The sequence below is a fragment of the Aquabacterium sp. CECT 9606 genome (assembly GCF_918741295.1).
In the GTDB taxonomy this organism is placed as follows: domain Bacteria; phylum Pseudomonadota; class Gammaproteobacteria; order Burkholderiales; family Burkholderiaceae_C; genus Aquabacterium.
Window position 1 is genome coordinate 383632 of the sequence record NZ_CAKKNB010000003.1, and the last position, 23845, is coordinate 407476.

Annotated in this window: 20 protein-coding genes; 5 read left to right on the plus strand and 15 right to left on the minus strand. The window is 61.7% G+C overall.

All coding sequences use genetic code 11. The annotated features are described in order from the left end of the window. Positions 1–83 precede the first annotated feature (83 nt). Both LQ232_RS14470 and LQ232_RS14475 read right to left on the minus strand, forming a co-directional pair. On the minus strand, positions 84–3383 hold the full coding sequence (locus LQ232_RS14470; protein WP_230181049.1) for an exodeoxyribonuclease V subunit beta: 3300 nt from the start codon (positions 3381–3383) through the stop codon (positions 84–86). Then, on the minus strand, positions 3380–6166 hold the full coding sequence (locus LQ232_RS14475; RefSeq protein ID WP_230181050.1) for a PD-(D/E)XK nuclease family protein: 2787 nt from the start codon (positions 6164–6166) through the stop codon (positions 3380–3382). Before LQ232_RS14475 ends, LQ232_RS14470 begins: the two co-directional genes overlap by 4 nt. Positions 6167–6417: 251 nt before the next feature. Between LQ232_RS14475 and trxA the strand changes: the two genes are divergently transcribed. The 4 genes from trxA to LQ232_RS14495 all read left to right on the plus strand — a co-directional run bounded on the left by trxA (position 6418) and on the right by LQ232_RS14495 (position 10421). Further along, complete coding sequence (gene trxA / locus LQ232_RS14480) at positions 6418–6747, plus strand: thioredoxin TrxA (protein ID WP_230181051.1); 330 nt, start codon at positions 6418–6420, stop codon at positions 6745–6747. Between the two features lie 250 nt (positions 6748–6997). Beyond that, on the plus strand, positions 6998–8260 hold the full coding sequence (rho, locus tag LQ232_RS14485; RefSeq protein WP_230181052.1) for a transcription termination factor Rho: 1263 nt from the start codon (positions 6998–7000) through the stop codon (positions 8258–8260). Positions 8261–8351: 91 nt separating this feature from the next. Further along, complete coding sequence (locus LQ232_RS14490; RefSeq protein WP_230181053.1) at positions 8352–8606, plus strand: type B 50S ribosomal protein L31; 255 nt, start codon at positions 8352–8354, stop codon at positions 8604–8606. A 129-nt stretch (positions 8607–8735) separates the two neighbouring features. Then, the gene (locus LQ232_RS14495) at positions 8736–10421 is read left to right on the plus strand and encodes a hypothetical protein (protein ID WP_230181054.1); all 1686 of its coding nucleotides are present in this window, start codon (positions 8736–8738) and stop codon (positions 10419–10421) included. Positions 10422–10426: 5 nt separating this feature from the next. Here LQ232_RS14495 and phoR read toward each other — a convergent pair whose 3' ends face one another. The 11 genes from phoR to LQ232_RS14550 all read right to left on the minus strand — a co-directional run bounded on the left by phoR (position 10427) and on the right by LQ232_RS14550 (position 22405). Further along, complete coding sequence (phoR, locus tag LQ232_RS14500; protein ID WP_230181055.1) at positions 10427–11686, minus strand: phosphate regulon sensor histidine kinase PhoR; 1260 nt, start codon at positions 11684–11686, stop codon at positions 10427–10429. Positions 11687–11772: 86 nt separating this feature from the next. Beyond that, entirely contained in the window at positions 11773–12471 is a 699-nt protein-coding gene (gene phoB, locus LQ232_RS14505; protein WP_230181056.1) for a phosphate regulon transcriptional regulator PhoB, read from the minus strand. Between the two features lie 21 nt (positions 12472–12492). Next, positions 12493–13200 carry a phosphate signaling complex protein PhoU gene (gene phoU / locus LQ232_RS14510; RefSeq protein WP_230181057.1) on the minus strand — a complete coding sequence of 236 codons (708 nt, stop codon included), beginning with the start codon at positions 13198–13200 and terminating at the stop codon, positions 12493–12495. A 44-nt stretch (positions 13201–13244) separates the two neighbouring features. Next, on the minus strand, positions 13245–14030 hold the full coding sequence (gene pstB / locus LQ232_RS14515; protein WP_230181058.1) for a phosphate ABC transporter ATP-binding protein PstB: 786 nt from the start codon (positions 14028–14030) through the stop codon (positions 13245–13247). Between the two features lie 39 nt (positions 14031–14069). Continuing rightward, a complete protein-coding gene (gene pstA / locus LQ232_RS14520) occupies positions 14070–14930 on the minus strand; it encodes a phosphate ABC transporter permease PstA (RefSeq protein WP_230181059.1) in 861 nt (286 codons plus the stop codon). Next, positions 14927–15886, minus strand: coding sequence for a phosphate ABC transporter permease subunit PstC (gene pstC, locus LQ232_RS14525; protein WP_230181060.1), 960 nt, complete (start codon positions 15884–15886; stop codon positions 14927–14929). Before pstC ends, pstA begins: the two co-directional genes overlap by 4 nt. Before the next feature lie 165 nt (positions 15887–16051). Next, entirely contained in the window at positions 16052–17086 is a 1035-nt protein-coding gene (pstS, locus tag LQ232_RS14530) for a phosphate ABC transporter substrate-binding protein PstS (RefSeq protein WP_230181061.1), read from the minus strand. A gap of 206 nt (positions 17087–17292) precedes the next feature. Beyond that, complete coding sequence (gene glmM / locus LQ232_RS14535; protein ID WP_230181062.1) at positions 17293–18624, minus strand: phosphoglucosamine mutase; 1332 nt, start codon at positions 18622–18624, stop codon at positions 17293–17295. Further along, the gene (gene folP, locus LQ232_RS14540) at positions 18621–19517 is read right to left on the minus strand and encodes a dihydropteroate synthase (RefSeq protein WP_230181063.1); all 897 of its coding nucleotides are present in this window, start codon (positions 19515–19517) and stop codon (positions 18621–18623) included. The genes glmM and folP overlap by 4 nt, the downstream gene beginning before the upstream one ends. 90 nt (positions 19518–19607) lie before the next feature. Next, positions 19608–21515 carry an ATP-dependent zinc metalloprotease FtsH gene (gene ftsH / locus LQ232_RS14545; RefSeq protein ID WP_230181064.1) on the minus strand — a complete coding sequence of 636 codons (1908 nt, stop codon included), beginning with the start codon at positions 21513–21515 and terminating at the stop codon, positions 19608–19610. 215 nt (positions 21516–21730) lie between these two features. Beyond that, on the minus strand, positions 21731–22405 hold the full coding sequence (locus LQ232_RS14550) for an RlmE family RNA methyltransferase (protein WP_230181065.1): 675 nt from the start codon (positions 22403–22405) through the stop codon (positions 21731–21733). 17 nt (positions 22406–22422) lie between these two features. Between LQ232_RS14550 and yhbY the strand changes: the two genes are divergently transcribed. Then, positions 22423–22890, plus strand: coding sequence for a ribosome assembly RNA-binding protein YhbY (gene yhbY / locus LQ232_RS14555; protein ID WP_230181066.1), 468 nt, complete (start codon positions 22423–22425; stop codon positions 22888–22890). A 10-nt stretch (positions 22891–22900) separates the two neighbouring features. On the opposite strand, the gene LQ232_RS14560 is transcribed toward yhbY, so the two are convergent. Beyond that, positions 22901–23347, minus strand: a complete 447-nt coding sequence (locus LQ232_RS14560; protein WP_230181067.1) for a DUF4149 domain-containing protein — start codon at positions 23345–23347, stop codon at positions 22901–22903. Positions 23348–23356: 9 nt separating this feature from the next. Next, positions 23357–23833, minus strand: a complete 477-nt coding sequence (gene greA / locus LQ232_RS14565) for a transcription elongation factor GreA (RefSeq protein ID WP_230181068.1) — start codon at positions 23831–23833, stop codon at positions 23357–23359. Positions 23834–23845: the final 12 nt, after the last annotated feature.

Consider the following 23845-nt stretch of genomic DNA (forward strand, 5'->3'; position numbering starts at 1 on the left):
GTGACACATCTCCCCGGTATGACCGATTGAACCGCAGTTGCGCAAGGGTGAAACTGTTTCAAAAGGCGGGAAGACGGTCTTTTTTAAACCATTTCGACCAGCCGCCCGTCCCCGGTGATGAAAGCCGCGCGCACGGTATCTCCGGGCTGCAAAGCCGACACCGCTTCCACGTACTGGCGCAATTGGGCTTGATAAGCCGGCAGTTCCTGCGGCCGATGTTGGAGCTTGTAGTCCAGCACCCACCACTCCCTTCCAGCGGCAGAATCCCGCGCCACCAGGCGATCGATCCGCAAGTTCTGGCCGCTGTGCACCAGCCCCACCTCGTTGCCGGCCCAGGCCAGCTGGCCGGGGTCCAACCAGGCGGCCAACTCTTCACTGGCCAAAATCCTGGCCACCAAGGGCTCAGCACGATCCGTCAATGCCGAGGGCGCGGACAGCGTTTGACCCGCCGCCTGGATCGCTTGCCGCACGCGAGGCGCAGTCCGGTTGCCGCTGGCCAACAGGGTCAGCCATTCCAAGGCCTTGTGAACGATCTGGCCCAACATGGCGCTCTCTTCCAACACGGCTGGCGGCGTGAATGAATCAGCGCCGGGGGGGCGGGCCGTCAAGGCAGGCAACATAGCCAGACGAGCATCAGGTGGCGTTGGCAGGCCAGTGTTCGTTGGGCCGAGAGCGGCCTCCACGGGCGCTTGGGGCGTCCAGACATGCGCCTCGCCCACGGCTTGCGAATCCATCAGGCGTTGCCACCAACTGCCGTGCTTGTTGCTGGTGCGAGGCTCCGTGCGGCTGAAGACCAGTTGTTCCCGGGCCCGCGTCAAGGCCACGTACAGGGCATTGAGCTCTTCGCGCCGTTGGGCCGCGCGCTCCTGGTCCATGGACAGGCTCAGGCTGGGTGGAGGGTTGGCCTCAGAGCGGATGAAGGCGCAACTCACCGGGCGCGCCTCGCTTTCAGGCCAATCGACCATCACGGTGTGGTTGTTCGGGCGCCCTTCTTGCGCATCGGCGTCCACGATGAACACCGCCCGCGCCTCCAGGCCCTTGGCCCCGTGGATGGTCAACAACTGAACCGCGCCTGGGTGCACACGGGCAGGCAAAGCCTGCGGCAAGCGCTTGAGCGCCCTGACCCACCGGTATGGCGTGGCATCCCGGCCGCCGTCCATGTCCAGGCTTTGGGCCAGCAAGGCATTGATGTGAGCCATGGCCTGCCCCCGCATCGCAGCCGGCACAGCCGCCACCCAGCGCTCGCGGACGCCGCCTTCGGTCAGCATGGCTTCCAGCAGATCGTGTGGCGGCGCTTGCCGGGCCAGTGCCTGCCAACGCGCCAACAAACGGGCCGAATGCACCACCGACTCGCTGGCATCAGGCCAGGTCATCAGCGCGTTCCACCAAGTGCCACCCAGCACCCGGGCACGGGCCGCCAATGCCATCACCTCGTCATCCGACCAGCCAAACACCGGGCTGCGCAAGGCGTGCGCCAAAGCCAGGTCATTTTGGGGCGACACCAGGGCTTCAACCAAGGCCACCAAGTCGCGCACTTCAGGCGTCTCGATGAGCTTGGTGTCTTCAGGCGCCACATAGGGCACGCCCTGGGCTTGAAGCGCCAGGCCCACCCAGGCCAGCGTGGCACGTTTGCGGCTGAGCACGAAAATGTCTTCGGGTTGCAGACCTTGCACGCGGATCAACTCGCCAATGGCCTGCGCCACGTGCTCGGCTTCCAGCTGCTTGAGCGATGAATCGGGCTCTTCGCGGGGCTCGACCAAGGTGTCACGCCAGGCCATGTCAACGGCCTGAGCACGCGGCTCGCTGGGTGGGCGAACAACGTCCGGCAGCACCGACACCCTGGCCACCTCTTGCGACTCGGTGGTGTGCGGCCGAAAGCCGCTGAAAGCGCCTTGTTCCACGGCGCTGCCCATCACCTTGTTCAGAACCTCGATGACACCCGGTGCATTGCGGCGGGTGTGGTCACACGACAGCAGATCGCCCTGCAGGCCATCCAGCACAAAATGCTTGGCGGCCTCAAACACACGTGGGTCCGCCCGCCTGAAACGGTAGATGCTTTGCTTGGGGTCACCCACCAGGAACACCTGCATCGATTGTCGGCCGCTCGCGCCTCCGCCCGCCCCCGCATAACCGCCCAGCCACGACTTCATCGTCTGCCATTGCAGGGGGCTGGTGTCCTGGAATTCGTCCATCAACAGCTGCCGCACTTGCGTGTCCAGGCGTTCCTGAATCCAGCCGGCCACCGAGGAGTCGCTCAACAGGTGCGACGCGGCCAGCTCCAGGTCAACCATGTCCACCAGCCCCTGCTGCACTTTCAGGCTGGCGTATTCCTCGAAGAGCGCGCGCGCCAAAAGGCACATGCGCTGGTGCAGCGAATGGGCCTGGGCTTGCTCAACCGCCAGGGCCAGGTCCGACAACCAGGCCACGGCCCAGGCCAGCTCGTCAAACTCGCCCAGTTGCTTGCGCGGACCTTTGTCGGTGAACAAGGCATGGCGCAAACCTTCGTATTGGGCAGCCACATCCGCTTGCCCCAAGGCTTGCTCCATGTGGAACCCGGCTGCCTGAGCCTTCGCGCCTTTGGCCTGGCACAACAACTTGGCCAAAGCCCACAACTGATCCTTGACAGAGGCCTTCAACAATGCCTCGCGTGGATCAACCACGCCCGACCATTGCGCCGACCACTCCTCCACCGATTTGACACTGCCTTGCAGATGCCCAGCCTGGTCGGCCAAGGTGATTTCCAGCCGGTTGGACAGGGCCGATTGCAGCCACGACTCGAGGTTGAACCGGCCCACATCGCGCACCAGGGACACGAAAGCATCCAGCTCCGGCGCCGACTGCTGGGTGTCCATGCGCCGAAGGAGTCGCCCCCACAACTCAGGCCACAGCTCCCCCGTGTCTTCGATCAGGTTCAATTCAGGGGGCAAACCCAGTTCGGCCAGCGCATCCAAAGGCGCCGCGCGCACCAGGCGCGAAAACCAGCCGTGGATGGTGTGGATCTCCACGCCCCGGCCATCTTCCAACCACTGTCGGTACAAATCAGCCAAGGCGGGCGAGGCCTGCTGGGCTTGCTCGGGCAACATGCCACGCATCACCAGTTGCTTGCAGCGTTCGGCATCATCGGCCTGGGCAAACTCGCGCAGCCATTCGTGCAGCCGCTCGCGCATCTCGCCAGCCGCCTTGCGTGTGAAGGTGATGGCCAGGATCTGCGAAGGCGCCACACCGTCCAGCAAGGCACGCAAGATGCGCGAGACCAACATCCAGGTCTTGCCAGCCCCGGCACAGGCCTCGACCACCACACTGCGCCGTGGGTCGCAGGCCACCTGGTAAAAGCGCTCGCGCGGTACAGGCTGGTCGTTGATTCGGTAAGCGGCCAAGTTCATCGCGAGGACTCCGTCAAGGACCAGTGGTCACGCCGACACAGGCCGCGCATCTCACAATAGTCACAAGCCACGCCTTCGCCCAGCGCAGGCATGGCCGCGCCGTCCAGCAAGCGCGTCAGGTCAGTGCGCAGCCCTTCCACCAAGGCTTGCGCCGACTCGATCACCTGGGGATGCTCGACTGGATGAACGCCTTTTTCGTCCATCTGGAGGTACAGGCCGTCAATGGCCGAGGTCACGCGCATGGGGTCGCCCAAGTCTGCCGTGGCCGATGCGTGCTGGGCCAAGGCGGCATAGAAGGCCAATTGCGTGTCTTCCAGCGGCTGCTTCACCTTTTGCTTGAGGGCATCAAGCGAACCTGTCTTGTAGTCGATCACGGTCCAAGCCGTGTCCTCACCACCACGCTCCAGCCGGTCCAGCCGGTCCAGTTGGCCGTGCAGCGTCACGGCCACGTCCTCACCCAATTCGCTGCGCAGGGCCATGGGCCACTGCACCACCTCCTCGGCCTTTGCAAAACGCCAACCTTGGGCTTCATGGCCCTTCAGCCAGGCCACGTAGTTTTCAGCCAGCCGCCCCAGAGTCGCGGCAAAAGGCAGAAAAAATGGACGCCGACCGTCCCGGTCCAGGCCCTGTGCCCGCGTCACCTCCTGCGCGACCGAAATCCACAGTGCCACGTCGTCATGCTTGGCCGAAGTGGCCTGATCACGGCGGGTGTGAAAGCCCTGCAGCACGGCATGCAGCCAAACCCCGAAGTCAGATCGGTCCACCCCTTCCTCCAGCTCATCCAGTTGCCGAAGGTTCAACACATGCCTGGCAAAGAAGCGGTAGGGACATTGCCGCAGCGACTCGTAAGAGGTGGCGGTGATCTGGCCAGGCAAAGGCAGCTTCAAATTGCGCGGGACCTCACCTGGCCGCGCCGCGGACCTGAGTGTTGGACGTGGCATGAACACTGGCGAAGCCGGCACTGTTTGTGGCAGTCGCATGTCCTTCTCATCGCGCAAGGCCAGGCCGGTGCGCAATGACCACCGCTCGAACCACGGGCTGGGTTCCAGGGGCTCGCGCCCATTGGCCTCGCGGCACAGGCATGACACCTCAGGCTGCGCCATCAACAGTGCAAACGAAGCCCACTGCGCATCGCGGCTGGTGGTTTTGCTTGGCAGACCCATTTGCTCGGCCAAGGCGCCATGCACCCAACCTGGCACCCTATTCGACGCCCCCAGTTGCCCTTCGTCCGTCCCCGGCATCACCACGGCGCTGAAGGGACGCAGCACAGCGCGCGTCAAAGGCGTCACCACCACGTCCACCTTGGCATCGCCTGCCGCCGCTGACTCCAGCCTGAAGCTGGACTCCTCCAAGACCTGGTCCACCCAGCGGCTCAGACCGTGGCCATCCATGCGCAAATCTTTGGCCACCATGGGCCAGGCCGGGACGGCAGCGCCATTCTCGACGCTCAAACGCAAAGCCTCCAACACCGAGGCGCCGGCCACGTCGTCCAACAAGGCCTGCCATGCGCCGCAATCCTTCAAAGCCTCCGCCAGTTGCGCCAACAAGGTCGACAACGGAGCCCGGCCTTGGGTCCACAAAGGCGCCAGGAGTTGCGCTGTCTGCTGGGCCCTGGCCCACAGCTTTTGGGCAGGCGCGGGCATGGCCTGGCGCCCTTGCGGCAGCAGGTCTGTGGTGGCGCCCGGGCCTTGCTCCGACAGCCCCCAGGCAGCCAGAAGACCATGGCGGCGGCACCAGCTTTCCAGGGCGGCCACGGCCTCGTCCATTTCAAAATCTGATTCAAACTCGGCCCACTTTACCCACCCCGACTTGAGCCAATCGAGCAAGTCGTCGGTGGACGCGCGCGGTTGCGATGCTGCCAGCATGCGGGTCACCGCCGCGCCGGCGCGCGTGGTGGACAACTTCCAACCGGTCTCATCCGACAGGGTGGCACCCGCGCCCTCCAGCAAGGCGCGCACACGCCTGATCAAGCTGCGGTCCAAGGCAATCAAGGCCACCGGATCACCCGCCGAGGCTCGCGCGTCTTGAACCGCCGTCAGCACCAAGGCTGCGGTTTGCTGGGCCTCGTCTTCAAAGTCACTGCAACGGGCCAACGCCGGGACGATCACGTCCCCGCTCGGTGTCGCCACCGCTTCGGCGTTCATCCACAAGGCGGGCACACCGGACAGCGCGGCCTGCTTGAGCACCGCCAACATCACTGACGACTCACTGCCGGGCACCACGGTCTCGCCGGCCGTCACGCCAACCCAGGCGGCCGCGTGATGGCCGAACAATGCATCCGTGGCCCACAGGCCATCGTCGCTGCTGGCGGCCCACTCCAATGCCCAGGCCATCAACAGCCGCTCGCGCGCGCCTGGACCTGTGTTGGCCGCTTGGGCCAAGTTCAGTGCATCTCGGCACTTGGCCCAATAGGCAGGCCGCTGTGGCGGCGGACAGGCTTGCGCCACGCGCACCCATGAGTGGGCACAGTCCACCACCTGCGACACCGCGTGCTCAAAAGCTCGCCGATCGCGCTGTGCCCACTGCCGGCCCCAGGCCTGAGCGCCCAAAGCCTGGGTCACCAACAGGCGGTCCAGGACGACGTCCAGCGTGGGTGGGGGGCCCAACTCCGCGTTCATTGGTGACGAGGCCTGAGGCTCTTGCGCCCAGGCCAACGATTGGGCCAAGGTCGGCACCGTTTCGATCTGCGGCAGCCATCCTCCCACTGCCCGCGCCCAGGCATGCCGAGCCACCGGCAGCAAAGCCCCCACCGGCAACAGCACCACCACGTCACGTGCGCTCAAAGCGTTGTCAGCGCACCACCGTGCCACCGTGATGGCCCAGTCATCCCAGCATTTCCGTGCCGCAGATCCCTGCGCCCAGGGCCATGTCGTGGGCGACAAAACTTCATTTTCGATACTGGCTATGACGGTCATAGGGTGATGGTCTCTTGTGGCCTGCTGCAGCGGCCACATCTTCTGTGTCAGAATCTTCTCAACCATTCTGGTGGTTATTTTGCAGTTCACGCACCGCCGGAGTCACCAAGGATAGTTCCATGAGCAGCGACCTGATCAAACACATTTCTGACGCATCTTTCGATTCAGACGTCCTTCAATCGGCCCAACCCGTGCTGGTTGACTACTGGGCTGAATGGTGCGGTCCTTGCAAGATGATCGCCCCCATCCTGGACGAACTGGCCACCGATTACAGCGGTCGCCTCAACGTCGCCAAGATGAACGTGGACCAGAACCGTGACGTGCCTGCCAAGTTCGGCATCCGCGGCATCCCCACGCTGATGATCTTCAAGGGCGGCCAACTGGCGGCCACCAAGGTCGGCGCGCTGTCGAAGGCCCAGCTCACCGCTTTCGTCGACGCCAATCTTTAATTTATTGGCGTTTCCTTCCTATAATGCGTCAACCAGCTGATATTCTTGCAGCTGGTTCTCGTCAAGCCGGGTAGTCAACGACCGCCCGGCGGGTGCCACAGGCCCCGCACTGTGTGCCCCTGACAAAAGCGTCTGGTCCTCGTTGACCATTTTGTCTACCCCCACGAATTCACCCACGATCTGATCCTCAGGTTTCGCAGTTCGCCATCGAGCGCGGCAACTTGAAGGTTTTCGCACAGGGTCCCAATCCATGCATCTTTCAGAACTGAAGGCTTTGCACATCACCGAATTGACGGCGATGGCAGAAGCCCTTGAGCTCGAGAACATCTCCCGCATGCGCAAGCAGGAGTTGATGTTCGCCATCATGAAAAAGCGCGCCAAGGCGGGCGAGCAAGTCTTCGGGGACGGCGTCCTCGAAGTGCTGCCCGACGGCTTCGGCTTCCTGCGCGCCCTCGACATGAGCTTCCTGGCCAGCACGGACGACATCTACCTGTCGCCCAGCCAGGTGCGGCGCTTCAACCTGCACACCGGCGACATGGTCGAAGGCGAAGTGCGGGTGCCCAAGGATGGCGAGCGCTACTTCGCGTTGGTGAAGGTCGACCGGGTCAATGGCCTGTCGCCCGACGTCAACAAGAACAAGATCATGTTCGAGAACTTGACGCCACTGTTCCCCGATGAGCAGTTCAAGCTCGAACGTGAAATCAAGACCGAAGAAAACATCACCAGCCGCATCGTCGACCTGATCGCGCCCCTGGGCAAAGGCCAGCGCGCCCTGCTCGTCGCCCCGCCCAAGAGCGGCAAGACGGTGATGATGAAGAATTTGGCGCACGCGCTGACCAACAACTACCCTGACGTCCACGTCATCGTGCTGTTGGTCGACGAACGCCCTGAAGAAGTGACCGAAATGCAGCGCACCGTGCGCGGCGAAGTCATCAGCTCCACGTTCGACGAGCCCGCTCAGCGCCACGTTCAAGTCGCCGAAATGGTGATCGAACGCGCCAAACGCCTGGTCGAGCTGAAAAAGGACGTGATCATCCTGCTGGACTCGATCACCCGCCTGGCCCGCGCCTACAACAACGTCTTGCCGTCCTCCGGCAAGGTGCTGTCCGGCGGTGTCGATTCCAACGCCCTGCAGCGTCCCAAGCGCTTCTTCGGCGCGGCGCGCAACATCGAAGAAGGTGGCTCGCTCACCATCATCGGCACCGCCCTGGTCGACACCGGCAGCCGCATGGACGAAGTGATCTACGAAGAATTCAAGGGCACCGGCAACTGCGAAATCCACCTGGATCGCCGCATGTCCGAAAAGCGCGTTTACCCCTCGATCTTGCTGAACAAGTCGGGCACGCGCCGCGAAGAACTGCTGCTCAAGCCCGATATCCTGCAAAAAAGCTGGATTCTGCGCAAATTGCTCTACCCGATGGACGAAATCGAAGCGATGGAATTCATCCTCGACAAAATGAAGTCCACCAAAAATAACCACGAATTCTTCGATTTGATGCGTCGTGGTGGTTGATATATAATCTCGGGTTTTCCGGCTGAGAGGAAAGTGCGCGTGCATGGTGCCGCGTGGCTTCCGATTCTCAACAGCACATGAAGGTTAGAAGATGAAAGACGGCATTCACCCCAACTACCGCGACGTTTGCTTCGTGGACCAGTCCAACGGCTTCAAGTTCGTGACTCGTTCATGCTCGCCTGCCCGCGAAACCATCAAGATGGAAGACGGCCGCGAACTGCCGCTGTTCAAGCTGGAAACCTCGAGCGAATCGCACGCTTTCTACACCGGCACCCAAAAGAGCATCGACTCCCTGGGCGGCCGTGTCGAGAAGTTCCGCAACAAGTTTGCGCACCTCAAGAAGTAATTGTTCTGTCAGGATGTGCCTCCGGATTCGGAATAGCACGCCTGCTGATTCAATCACTGATCAAAGGGCGGCTTCGGCTGCCCTTTTTATTTGCGCTGATTTTGCGCTGATGCGCTGACACACCACCGAATGAGCACCTCATCCCAGGCTGTCACCCCCGCGCTGGTGACCCAGAAAGCCGTGAAGCGGTTGCCCCGCTGGGCACTGCTGCTGTTCTGCGTCGCCTACGTGCTGCCCGGCCTGTTTGGCCGCGACCCCTGGAAAGGCATCGACATCGCGTCGTTCGGCCACATGTGGAGCATGGCCGAGGGTCAGGCTTCCTGGCTGCATCCCAATGTGGGCGGCGTCCTGCCCACTGGCGGCGGCATCCTCCCCTATTGGCTGGGTGGCGCATTCATCGCCTTGCTTGACCCATGGCTGGACCCGGCCCTTGCCGCGCGCATCCCATTTGCATTGCTGCTGGCGTCGGTGCTGAGCCTCACCTGGTACGCCACCTACCACCTGGCACGCACCAAGGCCGCCCAACCTTTGCCTTTGGCTTTTGGGGGCGAGGCGCTCCCGCAGGACTACGCGCGTGCCGTGGCCGATGGCTCTGTGCTGGCGCTGATTGCCAGCTTGGGCTTGCTGCAGCTTGGCCATGAAACCACCCCTGAACTGTTGCAACTGGCTGGCAGTGCCTTGTTCATGTACGGCTTGGCCGCGGCGGCTTTCCGGCCCTGGCAGAGCCGTTTGGCCACCCTGGTTTGCCTGCCCGTGATGGCGGCCAGCGGCAGCCCCACCGTTGCTGTTGAACTGGCCGCGGCTGGCATGCTGATCTGTTCCTTGTCTGACGATGTGGTCATGCGTTCGCACATGCGTTGGGTGGCGGCCAGCGGACTGCTGGCGGCGGCTTTGGCCAGTGCCTTGAGTTCCGCCGGCCTGCCAGGATGGGCCCTGCGCATCGACACGTGGTCTGGCATTGGCAGAACACTGCGCCTGTTCACCTGGTTCACCTGGCCGGTGTTGCCACTGGCCGCCCTGACGGTCTGGCACTGGCGGCGCCAGGTGGCGCGTAGGCACATTGCCGTGCCACTGTTCTCAGCGCTGGTGGGCTTTGCCGCATGCATCGTCATGGACGCCAATGACCGAGCCCTGTTGCAGGCGCTGCCGGCTTTGGCCGTGCTGGCTGCTTTCGCCTTGCCCATCTTGCAGCGCAGCCTGGGTTCGGCCATCGATTGGTTTTCGGTGTTCTTCTTCACCACGGCGGCACTGTTGATCTGGCTGCACTACGGCGCCATGTACACCGGTGTGCCGGCCAAGATGGCTGGCAACGTCGCCAAACTGGTGCCCGGCTATGCCACTGATTTTTCCTGGCCTTTGCTCATCTTGGGCGCCATGGCCACGGCCGCGTGGCTGGCGCTGGTGCGCTGGCGCACCGCCCGCCAGTCTCACGCCCTCTGGAAGAGCCTGGTGCTGCCAGCCGGGGGTGTCGCCCTGTGCTGGCTGCTGGCCATGACCTTGCTACTGCCACCGCTGGACCAATCACTCAGCTACCGCTTGCTGGTCAACCGCATCAAGCGCCACGTGCCTGTGGGTACCTGCATCGCTGCGCCCAACGCCTCAACCGGCTTGCTGACCGGGCTTGAATACTTCGGGCGTTATCGGGTCGATGGCCTCACGCCTCCCGCTTCTGTGCCCAGGAGCTGTCCGGTGCTGATCTATAGCTTGCCGGCCAAACAGACCGCACCCAGCTTCCCGGGTTGGCGCCGTGTTGCCCGCGAGAACCAGCGGACACAGAACTCCGAGTCAGTGGCAATTTATCGCCGGGCGCCCTGATCTGATCAGACCAGACGCACGCGCGCCGTGGGCACCGACAAAGTGAAGGTCGAGCCCTTGCCCGCTTCGCTGGTGATGCGCAATTCGCCGCCATGGCGTTGCGCCACGTGCTTGACGATGGACAGGCCCAGGCCGGTCCCTCCGGTTTCGCGAGAACGGCTGCCGTCCACGCGGTAAAAGCGCTCGGTCAGGCGAGGGATGTGCTCCGGATCGATGCCGATGCCGCTGTCCTGCACGCTGAATTCGCCACCACCTTCAGGCAGGGTAACCCACCGCACGTGGATGGCACCGCCATCCGGGGTATAGCGCACGGCATTGGAAACCAGGTTGCCCATGGCACTGAGCCATTCGCTTTCCACGCCAGCGATGTCGGCCTGCTGGCCCGGTTCATCCAATGAAAACGACAAGGCATGGCGCCCTCGTGACAGGCCAAGCGCGTCGTTTTCAAGCCGCTGCATCAGGCCCGCCACCTTGATCCAGCGGTCAGACGAAGGCCTGGGACTGCCTTCGATCTGAGCCAGCGTGAGCAGGTCGGCCACCAGGCTCTGCATCCGATCGGCCTGCTGGGCCATCAAGGCAATCACACGGGCTCGCTCCACCTCGGTCAAGGGCAAGGACCCCATCGTTTCAATGAAGCCATTGAGCACCGTCAACGGCGTTCTGATCTCGTGGGACACATTGGCCACGAAGTCACGGCGCATGGCGTCGGAGCGCTCCCGCTCGGTGATGTCCTGCGACAGGATCAGCTTGAGGCCGTCGCCATACTGCCTGACCTGCAGGGACAGGTAATCCAGCCCACCGCGCGGCATGAGGCATTTCACGGGCTCGCGGTAGTCGCCCGCCTGCAAATACTGGACAAAGGTGGGTTGCCGAACCAGGTTCGTCACGCGCTGGTGCAAGTCGCGGACAGGATCCAGCCCGAAATGGTCGGCCGCGACGGTGCTGATCCAGGTGATGTGCTCGGTCTCGTCCAGCAGGATCACACCGTTGGGCGAAGCCTGAATGCCCGAGAGGAACTGCTCCAGGCGACGCCGTTCTTCGGCGATGAGCTGGTCGCGTTGCCGGATAACACGTTGCACCCGATGCGCGATCTCTCCCCACAAACCCGGCATTTCAGGGGCATTGGCTTCCGGCGTGCGCAGCCAGTCCAGGATCTGGTAGCCCTTCAGCGTGTCAAGCACCGAGAGGGCCAGCACGGCGGACGCGGCGCACAGCAGGGCCAGCATCGTTGGGTGCCCCACCCGCTCGCCAAACCACCAGCCCAAGACACCACCTGCGGCAGCCGTCAGCACCCGGGCACTCACCCGGGAAAGCAGCCAGGAATTGGTTTTCTCAACCCTTGAAGAAAGCATCACGCGGCGTTGGCCACTTGCTGAGTCAAGCGATAGCCTGCACCCCGGACCGTCTCGATCAACTGGGAACGGTCCACCGGCGACAGCGCCTCTCGCAAGCGCTTGACGTGGACGTCCACCGTACGCTCTTCAATGAACACGTGGTCGCCCCAGACACGGTCAAGCAACTGGGCACGGCTGTGCACACGCTCAGGGTGCGTCATGAAGAAATGCAGCAGCTTGAACTCGGTCGGGCCGATCTTGACCTCCTGGTCGGCGCGCGAGACGCGGCGTGTGGCCGGATCCAGTCGCAAACCGGCCACCTCCACCGCGGAATCCAGCGCCTGTGGCGCCTTGCGACGCAAAACCGCACGCACCCGGGCCATCAACTCATGCGTCGAAAACGGCTTGGTCAGGTAGTCATCTGCACCAGCGTCCAGTCCGGCCACCTTGTCCACTTCTTCGGCGCGGGCGGTGAGCATGATAATAGGCAACTCACGCGTGCGCGCTTCAGAGCGCCAGCGCTTGGCCAACGACAAGCCGCTTTGGCCGGGCAACATCCAATCCAGCAACACCAGATTGGGCAACACACGATCGATTTCCGACTGGGCGGCGTCCGCGGTCGGGGCCACCACCACTTCGAAACCTGAATGCCTCAGATTCAATGCGATCAGCTCGGCGATCGCTGGCTCGTCTTCAACCACCAGCACTCGGCTCATGGGGACTCCTGACTGACTGCGTTACTTGATGATGGACTCAACGGCATCGGGCGTGTTGTGACGCACGTCGGTGCCCTTGACGATGTAGATGACCTGTTCAGCCAAGTTCTTGGCATGGTCGCCCACGCGCTCGATGGCCTTGGCCACGAACACCAGGTCGATCGATGCGGAGATGGTGCGCGGGTCTTCCATCATGTAGGTGATGAGCTTGCGCATCAGGCCATCGAACTCGGCATCGATCACATTGTCATCCTTGATGACTTCCAGGGCGGTCTGCGTGTCCAGGCGCGCAAAGGCGTCCAGGGCTTTGCGCAATGACGCTGTGGCCAGATCGGCCTCGAACGACAAGTCATTCACCGGCAGGCGCAGCCGGCTCGAAACACCGGTGTTGATCAGGCGCTGCACCGTGCGTGCAATGCGCGCGGCTTCGTCGCCCACACGCTCCAGGTTACCGATGGTCTTGCTGATGGCGATCAGCAAACGCAGGTCACGTGCGGTGGGCTGGCGGCGCGCGATGATGGTCGACAGGTCGGCGTCGATGTCCATCTCCATCTGGTTGACGCGCTCTTCGCTGATCAGCACCTGGCTGGCCACTTCGCCATTGAAGTGCGTCAGGGCATAGATCGCCTGCCCGACCTGGGACTCCACCAGACCGCCCATTTCAAGCACGCGGGTCGAGATGCCGCCAAGCTCCATGTCGAACTGGCTGGACAAATGTTTTTCAGACATGAATTCTTCTCCGTCAGGAATGATCAGTGCGGGTGCCGTGGCGATCAGCCGAAGCGACCAGTGATGTAGTCTTCGGTCTCTTTCTTCTTGGGCTTCATGAAGATGTCCGAAGTCGGGCCGTGCTCGATCACTTCACCCAGGTACATGTAGGCGGTGTTGTCGGAGCAACGGGCGGCCTGCTGCATGTTGTGGGTCACGATCAGCACCGTGTAGTCGTCCTTCAATTCGTGGATCAGCTCTTCGATCTTGCCGGTCGAAATGGGATCCAGTGCCGAACAAGGCTCGTCCAATAGCAGCACCTCGGGCTTGATCGCGATGCCACGGGCAATGCACAAACGCTGTTGCTGGCCACCTGACAGTCCCGAACCGCTCTGGTTCAGCTTGTCCTTGACCTCGTTCCACAAAGCCGCTTTTTTGAGCGCCCATTCAACGCGCTCGTCCATCTCCACGCGTGACAGGCTCTCGAACAAACGCACACCAAAGGCGATGTTGTCGTAGATGGACATCGGGAAAGGCGTGGGCTTCTGAAACACCATGCCCACCTTGGCACGGATCAGGGACACGTCCTCTTTGCTGGTCAGGATGTTCTGCCCGTCCAGCAGAATCTCGCCCTTGGCATGCTGCTCCGGATAGAGCTCGAACATGCGGTTAAAGGTGCGCAACAAGGTGGATTTACCGCAACCCGAAGGACCAATGAAGGCAGTGACCTTCTTCTCGGGCAGCTCCAGATTGATGTTCTTGAGCGCGTGAAACTTGCCGTAATAGAAGTTCAGGTTGCGCACGGCCAGCTTGGACTTCAACGGGGTTTGGTTTTGAACCTTGGCATCCATGTAGGAATCTCCGGAATACTTGTCAGGTCACCGAACGCATCAGCGCTGGCGGAACAGGGTGCGCGCCACGATGTTGAGCGCCAACACACCAACGGTGATGATGAACACGCCGGCCCAGGCCAGCTTCTGCCAGTTCTCATAGGGGCTCATCGCGAACTTGAAGATCGTGACGGGCAGGCTGGACATGGGTTGCCCCAGATCAGCCGACCAGAACTGGTTGGACAAGGCCGTGAACAACAGCGGCGCCGTCTCACCAGAAATGCGCGCCACCGCCAGCAAGATGCCGGTCACCACGCCCGCGCGGGCCGACTGCAAGGTGATCGAGGTGATCACGCGCCACTTGGGAGTTCCCAAAGCATAGGCCGCTTCACGCAAGGCGCTGGGCACCAGCGACAGCATGTTCTCGGTGGTCCGGATCACCACCGGCACCACGATCAGGGCCAGCGCCAGCACACCGGCCCAACCCGAGAACGTCTTGACGCGGGCCACCACGGTGGAATAGATGAACAAGCCCACCACGATCGACGGCGCCGACAACAAGATGTCATTGATGAACCGCGTGACGCTGCCCAGCCACCCCTTCTGGCCATACTCGGCCAGGTAGATGCCGGCCATGATGCCGACAGGCGTGCCAATCAACGTTGCGAGGCCCACCATCATCAGCGAGCCCATGATCGCGTTGGCCAGACCGCCCTCCTCCATCGGAGGTGGCGTCATCTCTGTGAAGGTGGCCAGCGCCAGCCCACCCATGCCGAGGCGAACCGTTTCGAACAAGATCCACACCAGCCAGACCAGGCCGAAAGCCATGGCTCCCAGTGACAAGGTCAAGGCCAGAGCGTTGACACGCTTGCGGCTGGCATGCCGCTTGCGCCGCATGGCATAGAGTTCAGCCGTGCTCATGAACGTGCTCCTTCAGATTTCTTCATGCGGGCCAGCAAGACCTTGGAGAACGCCAGCACCACGAAGGTGATGAAGAACAAAACCAGGCCCAGGTAAATCAGGGAGGCCTGGTGCAGGCCTTCTCCGGCTTCCGCGAATTCGTTGGCCAGGGCCGACGTGATGCTGTTGGCAGCCTCGAACACCGACAAGGAGTTGAGCTGGTTCATGTTGCCGATCACGAAGGTCACGGCCATGGTCTCGCCCAGTGCTCGCCCCAGCCCCAACATGATGGCGCCCACCACGCCGGTCTTGGTGTAGGGCAGCACCACCTTGGAAACAACCTCCCAGGTGGTCGACCCCAATCCATAGGCCGACTCCTTCAACATCGGCGGCGTTACATCGAACACGTCACGCATCACCGAAGCGATGAAGGGAATGATCATGATCGCCAGGATGATCCCCGCCGACAAGATGCCGATGCCCACGGGGGCCCCGGAAAAGAACGCCCCGAGGTAAGGGATGCCGACAGTCAACGCCTGCAAAGGCTGTTGCACATAGGTGGCCAGGATCGGCCCAAACACCAGCAGGCCCCACATGCCGTACACGATGGACGGCACGGCGGCAAGCAACTCGACGGCGATGCCAAGTGGGCGCTTGAGCCAACTGGGCGACAGCTCGGTCAAAAACAAGGCGATGCCAAAGCTCACGGGCACCGCGATCAGCAAGGCGATGATGGACGTGGCCAAGGTGCCATAGATCATCACCAGGCCACCATAGCTGTCCTGCACTGGATCCCATTCCGTGCGCCAGAGAAAGCTGAAGCCATACTCGCGGATGGCAGGCCAGGCGCCCACGATCAGGGAGCCAATGATGGCCAGCAGCAGAGACAAGGTGAGCAAGGCGGCGCCACGGGCCACCATCGCGAACACCCAATCGGCCCACGGAAGGGTCACGCGCCGGGGGTTGGGATTTTTCATGAAAGATGTTCGTCCTTGGGGTGCCCCGCTGGCACCGTCAAAATCGGCGGGCAATATGGCAGTCATGGCGTGCGTGCCTCCATCCAAGGGTACTGCGTTCTTTGGTCGTTCAACAACAAACCGGGCACCATACGGCGCCCGGTTTGCCTCACAAAAGTCTCTCGATCACTTGTAAGCCAGGGGCTTGCCAGCGGCGTCCGTCACGGAGGCCCACTGCTTGCGAACCAGGTCTTTCACGCTGGCTGGCAGGGGCACGTATTCCAGGTCTGCAGCCGTCTTGTCACCACCTTCATAGGCCCAATTGAAGAACTTCAAGGTGCTGATGCCTTGAGCAGGCTTGTCCTGGCTCTTGTGGATCAGGATGAAGGTTGCGCCACTCAGGGGCCAGGCATCTTTACCTGCCTGGTTGGTCAGCACTTGGTAGAAGCTCTTGTCCCAATCAGCGCTGGCCGCAGCGGCCTTGAAGGTCAGGTCATCAGGCTGCACAAAATTGCCGGCGGCGTTCTTCAAGGACACGTGTGCCATCTTGCTTTGCTTGGCATACGCGTACTCGACATAACCAATCGAGTTCGGCAGGCGTTGCACGAAGGCAGAAACGCCCTCATTGCCCTTGCCACCAGAACCGGTTGGCCACTTGACAGCGGTGCCCTCACCCACCGTGGACTTCCATTCGGCGTTCACCTTCGACAGGTAATTGGTGAAAATGAAGCTGGTGCCCGAGCCATCAGCGCGGCTGACCACAGCGATTGGAGCGTCAGGCAGGGCCAGGCCTGGATTCAGCGCCGTCAATGCAGGGTCGTTCCACTTGGTGACCTTGCCCAGATAGATGTTGCCCAGCACTTCGCCCGTCATCTTGAGCTGGCCAGGCTGGATGCCCTTGATGTTCACCACCAAGACAACACCACCGATCACGGTGGGGAACTGAACCAAGCCGTCCTTGGCCAGGTCTTCGTCTTTCAAGGGCATGTCGGAAGCACCAAAATCCACCGTCTTGGCCTTGATCTGCTTGATGCCCGCGCCCGAACCCACCGATTGGTAGTTGATGCGCACGCCAGTGGCCTTGTTGAAGGAGTCAGCCCATTTGGCGTAGACCGGCGCGGGGAAAGTGGCGCCCGCACCAGTAACGTCTTGCGCCAGCGCCAGACCGGCCGACAAGGACAACGTGACAGCCACCGCGGCTTGGATCATCTTGAATTTCATGTGTTCGCCTTTTAAAACCTGTGACAGACAAATTTCTCAAGGTGGACTGTAGGCGGGCATTGTGACGAGTCTATGACAGGCAAAAAGACTTTGTCATAAATCTGCCGCCGCCTCAATGAGGCCAGTCAAGCCGCTTGAGCGTCACACACAGGTCACGCGAATGTCACATGGGGCTTTCAAGGTGCGGGGGATCAAAAGTGCTTTGATCAGGACTGCACGGCCTCGGCCAATTGCTCCGCGCAGCGGTTGGCCAGGTTTCCGTCCTGGGCTTCGACCATCACCCGCAGCAGTGGTTCGGTGCCAGAGGGACGGATCAACACGCGCCCACGCCCATCCAACTGACGCAAGACGGCTTCCTGGGCCGCTGCCAGCAAGGCGCTGTTCTTCCAGTCTTGCCCGGCCTTCAAACGCACATTGATGAGCCGCTGCGGAAACAATGTGACGCCTTCAAGCCAGTTGGACAAGCTGCGACCACTTCGGGCCACTGCCTGCAAGATCTGCAACGCACTGACAATGCCATCGCCCGTGGTGTGGCGGTCCAGGGCGATCAGGTGGCCAGAGCCTTCTCCGCCCAATTGCCAACCCCGGCTGAGCAACTCTTCCAGCACGTAACGGTCGCCCACTTTGGCGCGCACAAACCCGACGCCACGCTCTTGCAGGGCCAGTTCAACGGCCATGTTGGTCATCAAAGTGCCGACCGCGCCAGGCACGTTCTGTCCCTGCGCCAGGCGATCGGCCACCATGACGTACAGCAACTCGTCTCCATTGAACAAACGCCCATCGGCGTCGACCAACTGCAAACGGTCGGCATCGCCGTCCAGCGCAATGCCATAGTCGGCATGGTGATCCTTGACCGCCTGCACCAGCGCCTGGGGATGCGTGGCCCCCACCCCGTCATTGATGTTGACACCATTGGGCGAACAGCCGATGGAGATGACTTCGGCGCCCAGTTCGTGGAACACCTCCGGAGCGACCTGGTAGGCCGCGCCATGAGCGGCATCGATCACCAGCTTGAGCCCCTTGAGCGACATGGCCGAGGCGAACGTGCTCTTGCAAAACTCGATGTAGCGGCCCCGCGCATCTTCCAGGCGCCGCGCCTTGCCCAGGTTGGGTGATTCCACCCATGCCGGCGCCACGTCCAGCGCGCCTTCGACATCCTTCTCCCATTGGTCAGACAGCTTTTCACCCTGGGCCGAAAAGAACTTGATGCCGTTGTCGGCAAAAGGATTGTGCGAAGCGCTGATGACCGCGCCCAGGCTCAAGCGCAGGGCCCGCGTCAAGTAAGCCACGCCCGGGGTCGGCAAAGGCCCTGTCAGCAGCACATCGACCCCGGCGGACGCGAAACCTGCCTCGAGAGCCGACTCCAGCATGTAGCCGGAGATCCGCGTGTCCTTGCCGATCAACACCGTGGGACGCGCTTCCGAGCGCCTCAAGACTTGCCCGACGGCATGTCCCAACCGCAATACGAAATCAGGCGTGATGGGCGTTTGACCAACCGTGCCACGGATGCCATCGGTTCCAAAATATTGTCTGCTCATAGGCTGTGCGGAGTGAGGGGGGTGTTGGATTGTGGCGCGGAATGACTGGCGCTTGTCCAAGAAATTGGGGGGATTTCGGATGCGGCCCACAACTTCAGGGCATCGACGGTGGCGGCCACGTCGTGAACGCGCACCACTTTGGCGCCCTGGTGAACGCTGGCCAGTGCAGCGGCCAGACTGGCCGCCAGACGGTCGCCCACAGGCTTGCCGGTGACATGGCCAAGCGTGGATTTTCGGGACCACCCCACCAATAGCGGCAAACCAGAATCCAGGAGCTCGTTTTGCCGACGCAACAAATCCAGGTTGTGTTGTGGCGTTTTGCCAAAACCGATGCCAGGGTCCAGGCACAAACGGTCTCGCGACACACCTTGGACCACCAAGGCCTGCACTCTCTCGTGCAAAAAGGTGCGCACCTCACCCAGCACGTCGCTGTATTGAGGGCGCGACTGCATGGTGGCGGGATCACCTTGCATGTGCATGAGGCAAACGCCGCATTGGCCATGCTCCACGATTGCCAACTCCGCGCCGGGCACTTGCAAAGCGCGTATGTCATTGATGATGTCCACGCCCAGGTCCAGGGCCTGCCGCATCACACGAGGCTTGCAGGTGTCCAGCGAAATGGGCACACCCAATGTGAGCGCCCCTTTCAAAACCTCCTCCACCCGCGCCCATTCATCCTCAGCACTCAATGTGGGCGCGCCGGGGCGGCTCGACTCACCGCCGATGTCGAGGATGCCAGCACCCTCCTTCAACAGTTGTTCGCAATGTGCCAATGCAGATTTCGCATCGGCATGGCTCCCGCCATCTGAAAATGAATCCGGCGTCACATTGACGATGCCCATCACCGTCGGAGATGACAAATCAATGCGAAATCGGGTGGTGTGCCAAAGCATGAAGGCCAAACATTGGGTGAAATGACAACGGGGCCGAAGCCCCGTTGATTTGAAATCACGCCTTGATCGTCAAAGGCGGAACTGCTGTGTTCAGGCGGCAGCCGGTGCGCCGTCGGTGCTCACCGGGGGCTTGGTGCCACCGCCAGGAGGCGTGCTACGGGGAATCCAGTCCTTGGGAGGGCGGGGTTCGCGGCCACTCATGATGTCCTCGATCTGCTCCGCATCAATGGTTTCCCATTCGAGCAAGGCCTTGGCCATCGCGTGCATCTTGTCCTTGTTGTCCTCGATGAGCTTGCGGGCCACGCCGTATTGCTCGTCGATGATCCGGCGGATCACGTGGTCGACCGTCTGCATGGTCTGCTCGGACATGTTGGTCGTCTTGGTGACCGAACGGCCCAGGAAGACTTCACCTTCGTTGTCGGCGTAGACCATGGGGCCCAGCTCGTCGGTCATGCCGTAGCGCATCACCATGTCGCGGGCGATGCCGGTGGCACGCTCGAAGTCGTTGCTGGCGCCGGTGGTCATCTGGTTCATGAACACTTCTTCGGCGATGCGGCCACCAAACAACACCGAGATGGTGTCGAGCATGCGTTCCTTGTCCATGCTGTAGCGGTCGCCTTCAGGCAACTGCATGGTCAGGCCCAGTGCACGGCCACGCGGGATGATCGTGACCTTGTGGACCGGGTCGGTCTTGGGCAGCATGCGGGCGACCAGGGCATGGCCAGCCTCGTGGTAGGCCGTGTTGCGGCGCTCTTCCTCGGGCATGATCAGCGACTTGCGCTCCGGGCCCATCATGATCTTGTCCTTGGCCTTCTCGAAGTCCTGCATTTCCACCACGCGGCCATTGCGGCGTGCGGCGAACAAGGCAGCTTCGTTGACCAGGTTGGCCAGATCGGCCCCCGAGAAACCAGGCGTGCCACGGGCCAGGATGTCCGAGCGCACGTCTTGGCCCACGGGCACCTTGCGCACGTGCACATTCAGGATCTGTTCGCGGCCGCGCACGTCAGGCAAGGTCACGTAGACCTGGCGGTCGAAACGACCAGGACGCAGCAGGGCTGGATCCAGGATGTCGGGGCGGTTGGTCGCGGCGATCACGATCACGCCCAAGTTGGTTTCAAAACCGTCCATCTCGACCAGCATCTGGTTGAGGGTCTGCTCGCGCTCGTCATTGCCACCACCCAGGCCAGCACCACGGTGGCGACCGACCGCATCGATTTCGTCGACGAAGATGATGCAAGGCGCGTTTTTCTTGGCCTGTTCGAACATGTCGCGGACACGGGCGGCGCCCACGCCAACGAACATTTCAACGAAGTCAGAGCCAGAAATCGTGAAGAACGGGACCTTGGCTTCGCCAGCGATCGACTTGGCCAGCAGCGTTTTACCGGTGCCAGGGGGGCCGACCATCAGCACGCCGCGGGGAATGCGGCCGCCAAGCTTCTGGAACTTCTGCGGATCGCGCAGGAAATCGACCAGCTCCTTGACCTCTTCCTTGGCCTCGTCGCAACCAGCGACGTCGGCGAAAGTGACGTTGTTGTTGGTGTCGTCCAGCATGCGCGCGCGGCTCTTGCCAAAGCTGAATGCCCCGCCTTTGCCGCCACCTTGCATCTGTCGCATGAAATAGATCCACACGCCGATCAGCAGCAGCATCGGGCCCCAGGACACCAGCAGGCTCATGATGAGCGAGGGCTCTTCGCGGGGCTTGACGTCGAACTTGACGCCGTTGTTGATCAGGTCGCCGACCAGACCGCGGTCAAGCATCGTCGCCGTGCTGCGCAAGCGCTTGTCATCACTGGTGACCGCAATGATCTCAGTGCCGCCACCGCCACTGTCTTGCAGCGTGACGCTCTTGATGCGCTTGGCGCGGACTTCTTCGAGGAAGTCTGAGTAGCCAATTTGGTTACCGGCCGTTGTGGCGCGATCAAACTGCTTGAACACGGTGAACAGCACCAACGCCACCACCAGCCAAACAGCAATTTTCGAGAACCATTGATTGTTCACCGCGGCTCCTTATTCCATTCACCCTCTGTGTCGGCCGGCGCAGGATGCAATCCGATAACCGAAACAGATTCAAAAAACCCCGCATCCAAGCCACTGAACACGCAGTCTTCGCGGTACATGGGGACGATTCTATGCGAGTCAAGCCCCTGCTTGCATGGACCAATCCCCCGACAACCTGAGGATTTACGTCTCATCACCAACTCGACCCGCATATTTCATCGATTTTTGGGTCCTATGCCCACCAAAAATGTCTCGGACGATTTGTCGCGCGATGCTTTTGGTTTGATGGGTTTGACCACACGAAATGACTTTTTAAACAGTTCCACCAATTGGCTGTAGCCACTGCCGTGAAAGACCTTGCAGACCAATGCCCCTTCAGCTTTCAGGTGCGCCATGGAAAACTCCACCGCCAGTTCAACCAGATGTTCAATTCTGGCGGCATCCGAGGACTCGATCCCGCTGAGGTTGGGCGCCATGTCGGACACCACCACATCCACCGGACGGCCGCCAACCATGGCGTCGAGTTGCGCCAAAACAGCATCTTCGCGGAAATCGCCCTGGATGAATTGCACGCCCTCGATCGGGTCGAACTCCAGGATGTCCAACGCGATGATGGCGCCATTGAGTTCGCCCACCGCGGCCCCCCCCACGCCAGCGTCCTTCGGGGCAAATTTGCGGCGAACGTACTGGCTCCACGCCCCCGGGACGGCGCCCAGGTCGATCACCAGTTGCCCCGGCTTGATCAAATTCAGGCTTTCGTCGATCTCTTTGAGCTTGTAGGCCGCCCGGGCCCGAAAGCCATCTTTTTTGGCCATTCGGACGTAAGGATCGGTCAGATGGTCGTTCAACCAGGCCTTATTGACCTTTTTGCTTTTCGTTTTGACTTTCATGGCTCGATAATAGAGGGATGCCTGCTATTGAATTGACTACTGCCGAGCGCCGTGCCCTGAGGGCCGACGCACACCACCTTGATCCCGTCGTCATGATCGGGAACGAAGGCCTGACCACCAACGTCGTCAAAGAGACCGACCACGCCTTGAAAGCCCATGGGCTGATCAAGATCCGGGTGTTGGGAGACGACCGCGCCGCGCGCAACGAGATGTTCGCCGCTTTGTGCGATCAATTGGGTGCCGCGCCGATCCAACATATCGGCAAATTGCTGATTTTGTGGCGCCCCATTCCTGAAAAGGAAGCCGAAGAGTCCGCCAGCACAGGGAACGGGTCGCGCATCGTCAAGATCCTGAAGTTCTCCAAGAGCGGCACCCGTCGCCCTGAAGTCAAGAAAGTCACCGTGATGGGCAACCAGCGCGTGACTGCTGGTGGTTTGATCAAACGCGCCAAGAAACGCGTCCCCAGCACCAAGAAACCCGGCTGATCCGGGCAGTTCAGCGGCGGCCAGTGAGCCGCCACGCCAGGGCCAACACCAGCACCCCCTTGAACAGGAACAAGCTGGACGACATGGCGTGCAGGGTGCCGAAGGACAAGCTGCCACCCTGCCCCGCCTTCGCCGCCACGATCATCGGGCTCAGGGCGAAATGGCCCAGCACAGTGGCGAATAAAGCCCCCATCACCAACATCAACTCCGCCGACATGAGCGACTGGCCAGCCTGCAGGGCCGCCTGGCGAGTGCGTTGGCGCTCAAAGAAAAACAAGGCCATGGCCATCACCAAGCTGATGTAGGCCTCCATGGCGAAAATGCGCCCAGCGGCCTGGCCGGCCAGAGAACGCTCCAGCACGGCGAACAGGCTGGGGGCAGCCACCCCACCCACCGCCAACAACATACCGGCCCACATGGCGGCCAACAATTGCTGTAAACGCGACGAAAAACTCATCAAAAGTGCCTATTGGTATCGAACTTCGATGACCTCATAGTGGCGCACGCCACCAGGTGCTTGAACTGCAGCCACATCGCCGGCCTCCTTGCCGATCAAGGCGCGCGCAATGGGCGAACTGATGGACACCAGGCCCAATTTCAAATCAGCCTCGTCGTCACCCACGATCTGATAAGTCACCGAAGCACCAGACTCTTCGTCCTCCAGATCCACCGTTGAGCCAAAAACCACGCGGCCGCCAGCATCAAGCGACGCGGGATCAATGATCTGGGCCGCCGACAGCTTTCCTTCGATTTCCTGGATCCGCCCTTCGATGAAACCTTGCTTGTCCTTGGCCGCATCGTATTCGGCGTTTTCCGACAAGTCGCCCTGTGCACGGGCTTCGGCGATGGCCAGGACCACGGCGGGGCGCTCAACATGCTTGAGGCGCTGCAGCTCTTGCTTGAGTTTTTCTGCACCAATTTTGGTGATTGGAATGGTGGACATGATGCGTCGTCT

Coding starts and splice junctions, on each gene's coding strand:
- LQ232_RS14470 (WP_230181049.1), bottom strand. CDS start 3,383: ATGAACTTGGCCGCTTACCGAATCAACGACCAGCCTGTACCGCGCGAG.
- trxA (WP_230181051.1), top strand. CDS start 6,418: ATGAGCAGCGACCTGATCAAACACATTTCTGACGCATCTTTCGATTCA.
- rho (WP_230181052.1), top strand. CDS start 6,998: ATGCATCTTTCAGAACTGAAGGCTTTGCACATCACCGAATTGACGGCG.
- LQ232_RS14490 (WP_230181053.1), top strand. CDS start 8,352: ATGAAAGACGGCATTCACCCCAACTACCGCGACGTTTGCTTCGTGGAC.
- LQ232_RS14495 (WP_230181054.1), top strand. CDS start 8,736: ATGAGCACCTCATCCCAGGCTGTCACCCCCGCGCTGGTGACCCAGAAA.
- phoB (WP_230181056.1), bottom strand. CDS start 12,471: ATGAGCCGAGTGCTGGTGGTTGAAGACGAGCCAGCGATCGCCGAGCTG.
- phoU (WP_230181057.1), bottom strand. CDS start 13,200: ATGTCTGAAAAACATTTGTCCAGCCAGTTCGACATGGAGCTTGGCGGC.
- pstB (WP_230181058.1), bottom strand. CDS start 14,030: ATGGATGCCAAGGTTCAAAACCAAACCCCGTTGAAGTCCAAGCTGGCC.
- pstA (WP_230181059.1), bottom strand. CDS start 14,930: ATGAGCACGGCTGAACTCTATGCCATGCGGCGCAAGCGGCATGCCAGC.
- pstC (WP_230181060.1), bottom strand. CDS start 15,886: ATGAAAAATCCCAACCCCCGGCGCGTGACCCTTCCGTGGGCCGATTGG.
- pstS (WP_230181061.1), bottom strand. CDS start 17,086: ATGAAATTCAAGATGATCCAAGCCGCGGTGGCTGTCACGTTGTCCTTG.
- glmM (WP_230181062.1), bottom strand. CDS start 18,624: ATGAGCAGACAATATTTTGGAACCGATGGCATCCGTGGCACGGTTGGT.
- folP (WP_230181063.1), bottom strand. CDS start 19,517: ATGCTTTGGCACACCACCCGATTTCGCATTGATTTGTCATCTCCGACG.
- LQ232_RS14550 (WP_230181065.1), bottom strand. CDS start 22,405: ATGAAAGTCAAAACGAAAAGCAAAAAGGTCAATAAGGCCTGGTTGAAC.
- yhbY (WP_230181066.1), top strand. CDS start 22,423: ATGCCTGCTATTGAATTGACTACTGCCGAGCGCCGTGCCCTGAGGGCC.
- LQ232_RS14560 (WP_230181067.1), bottom strand. CDS start 23,347: ATGAGTTTTTCGTCGCGTTTACAGCAATTGTTGGCCGCCATGTGGGCC.
- greA (WP_230181068.1), bottom strand. CDS start 23,833: ATGTCCACCATTCCAATCACCAAAATTGGTGCAGAAAAACTCAAGCAA.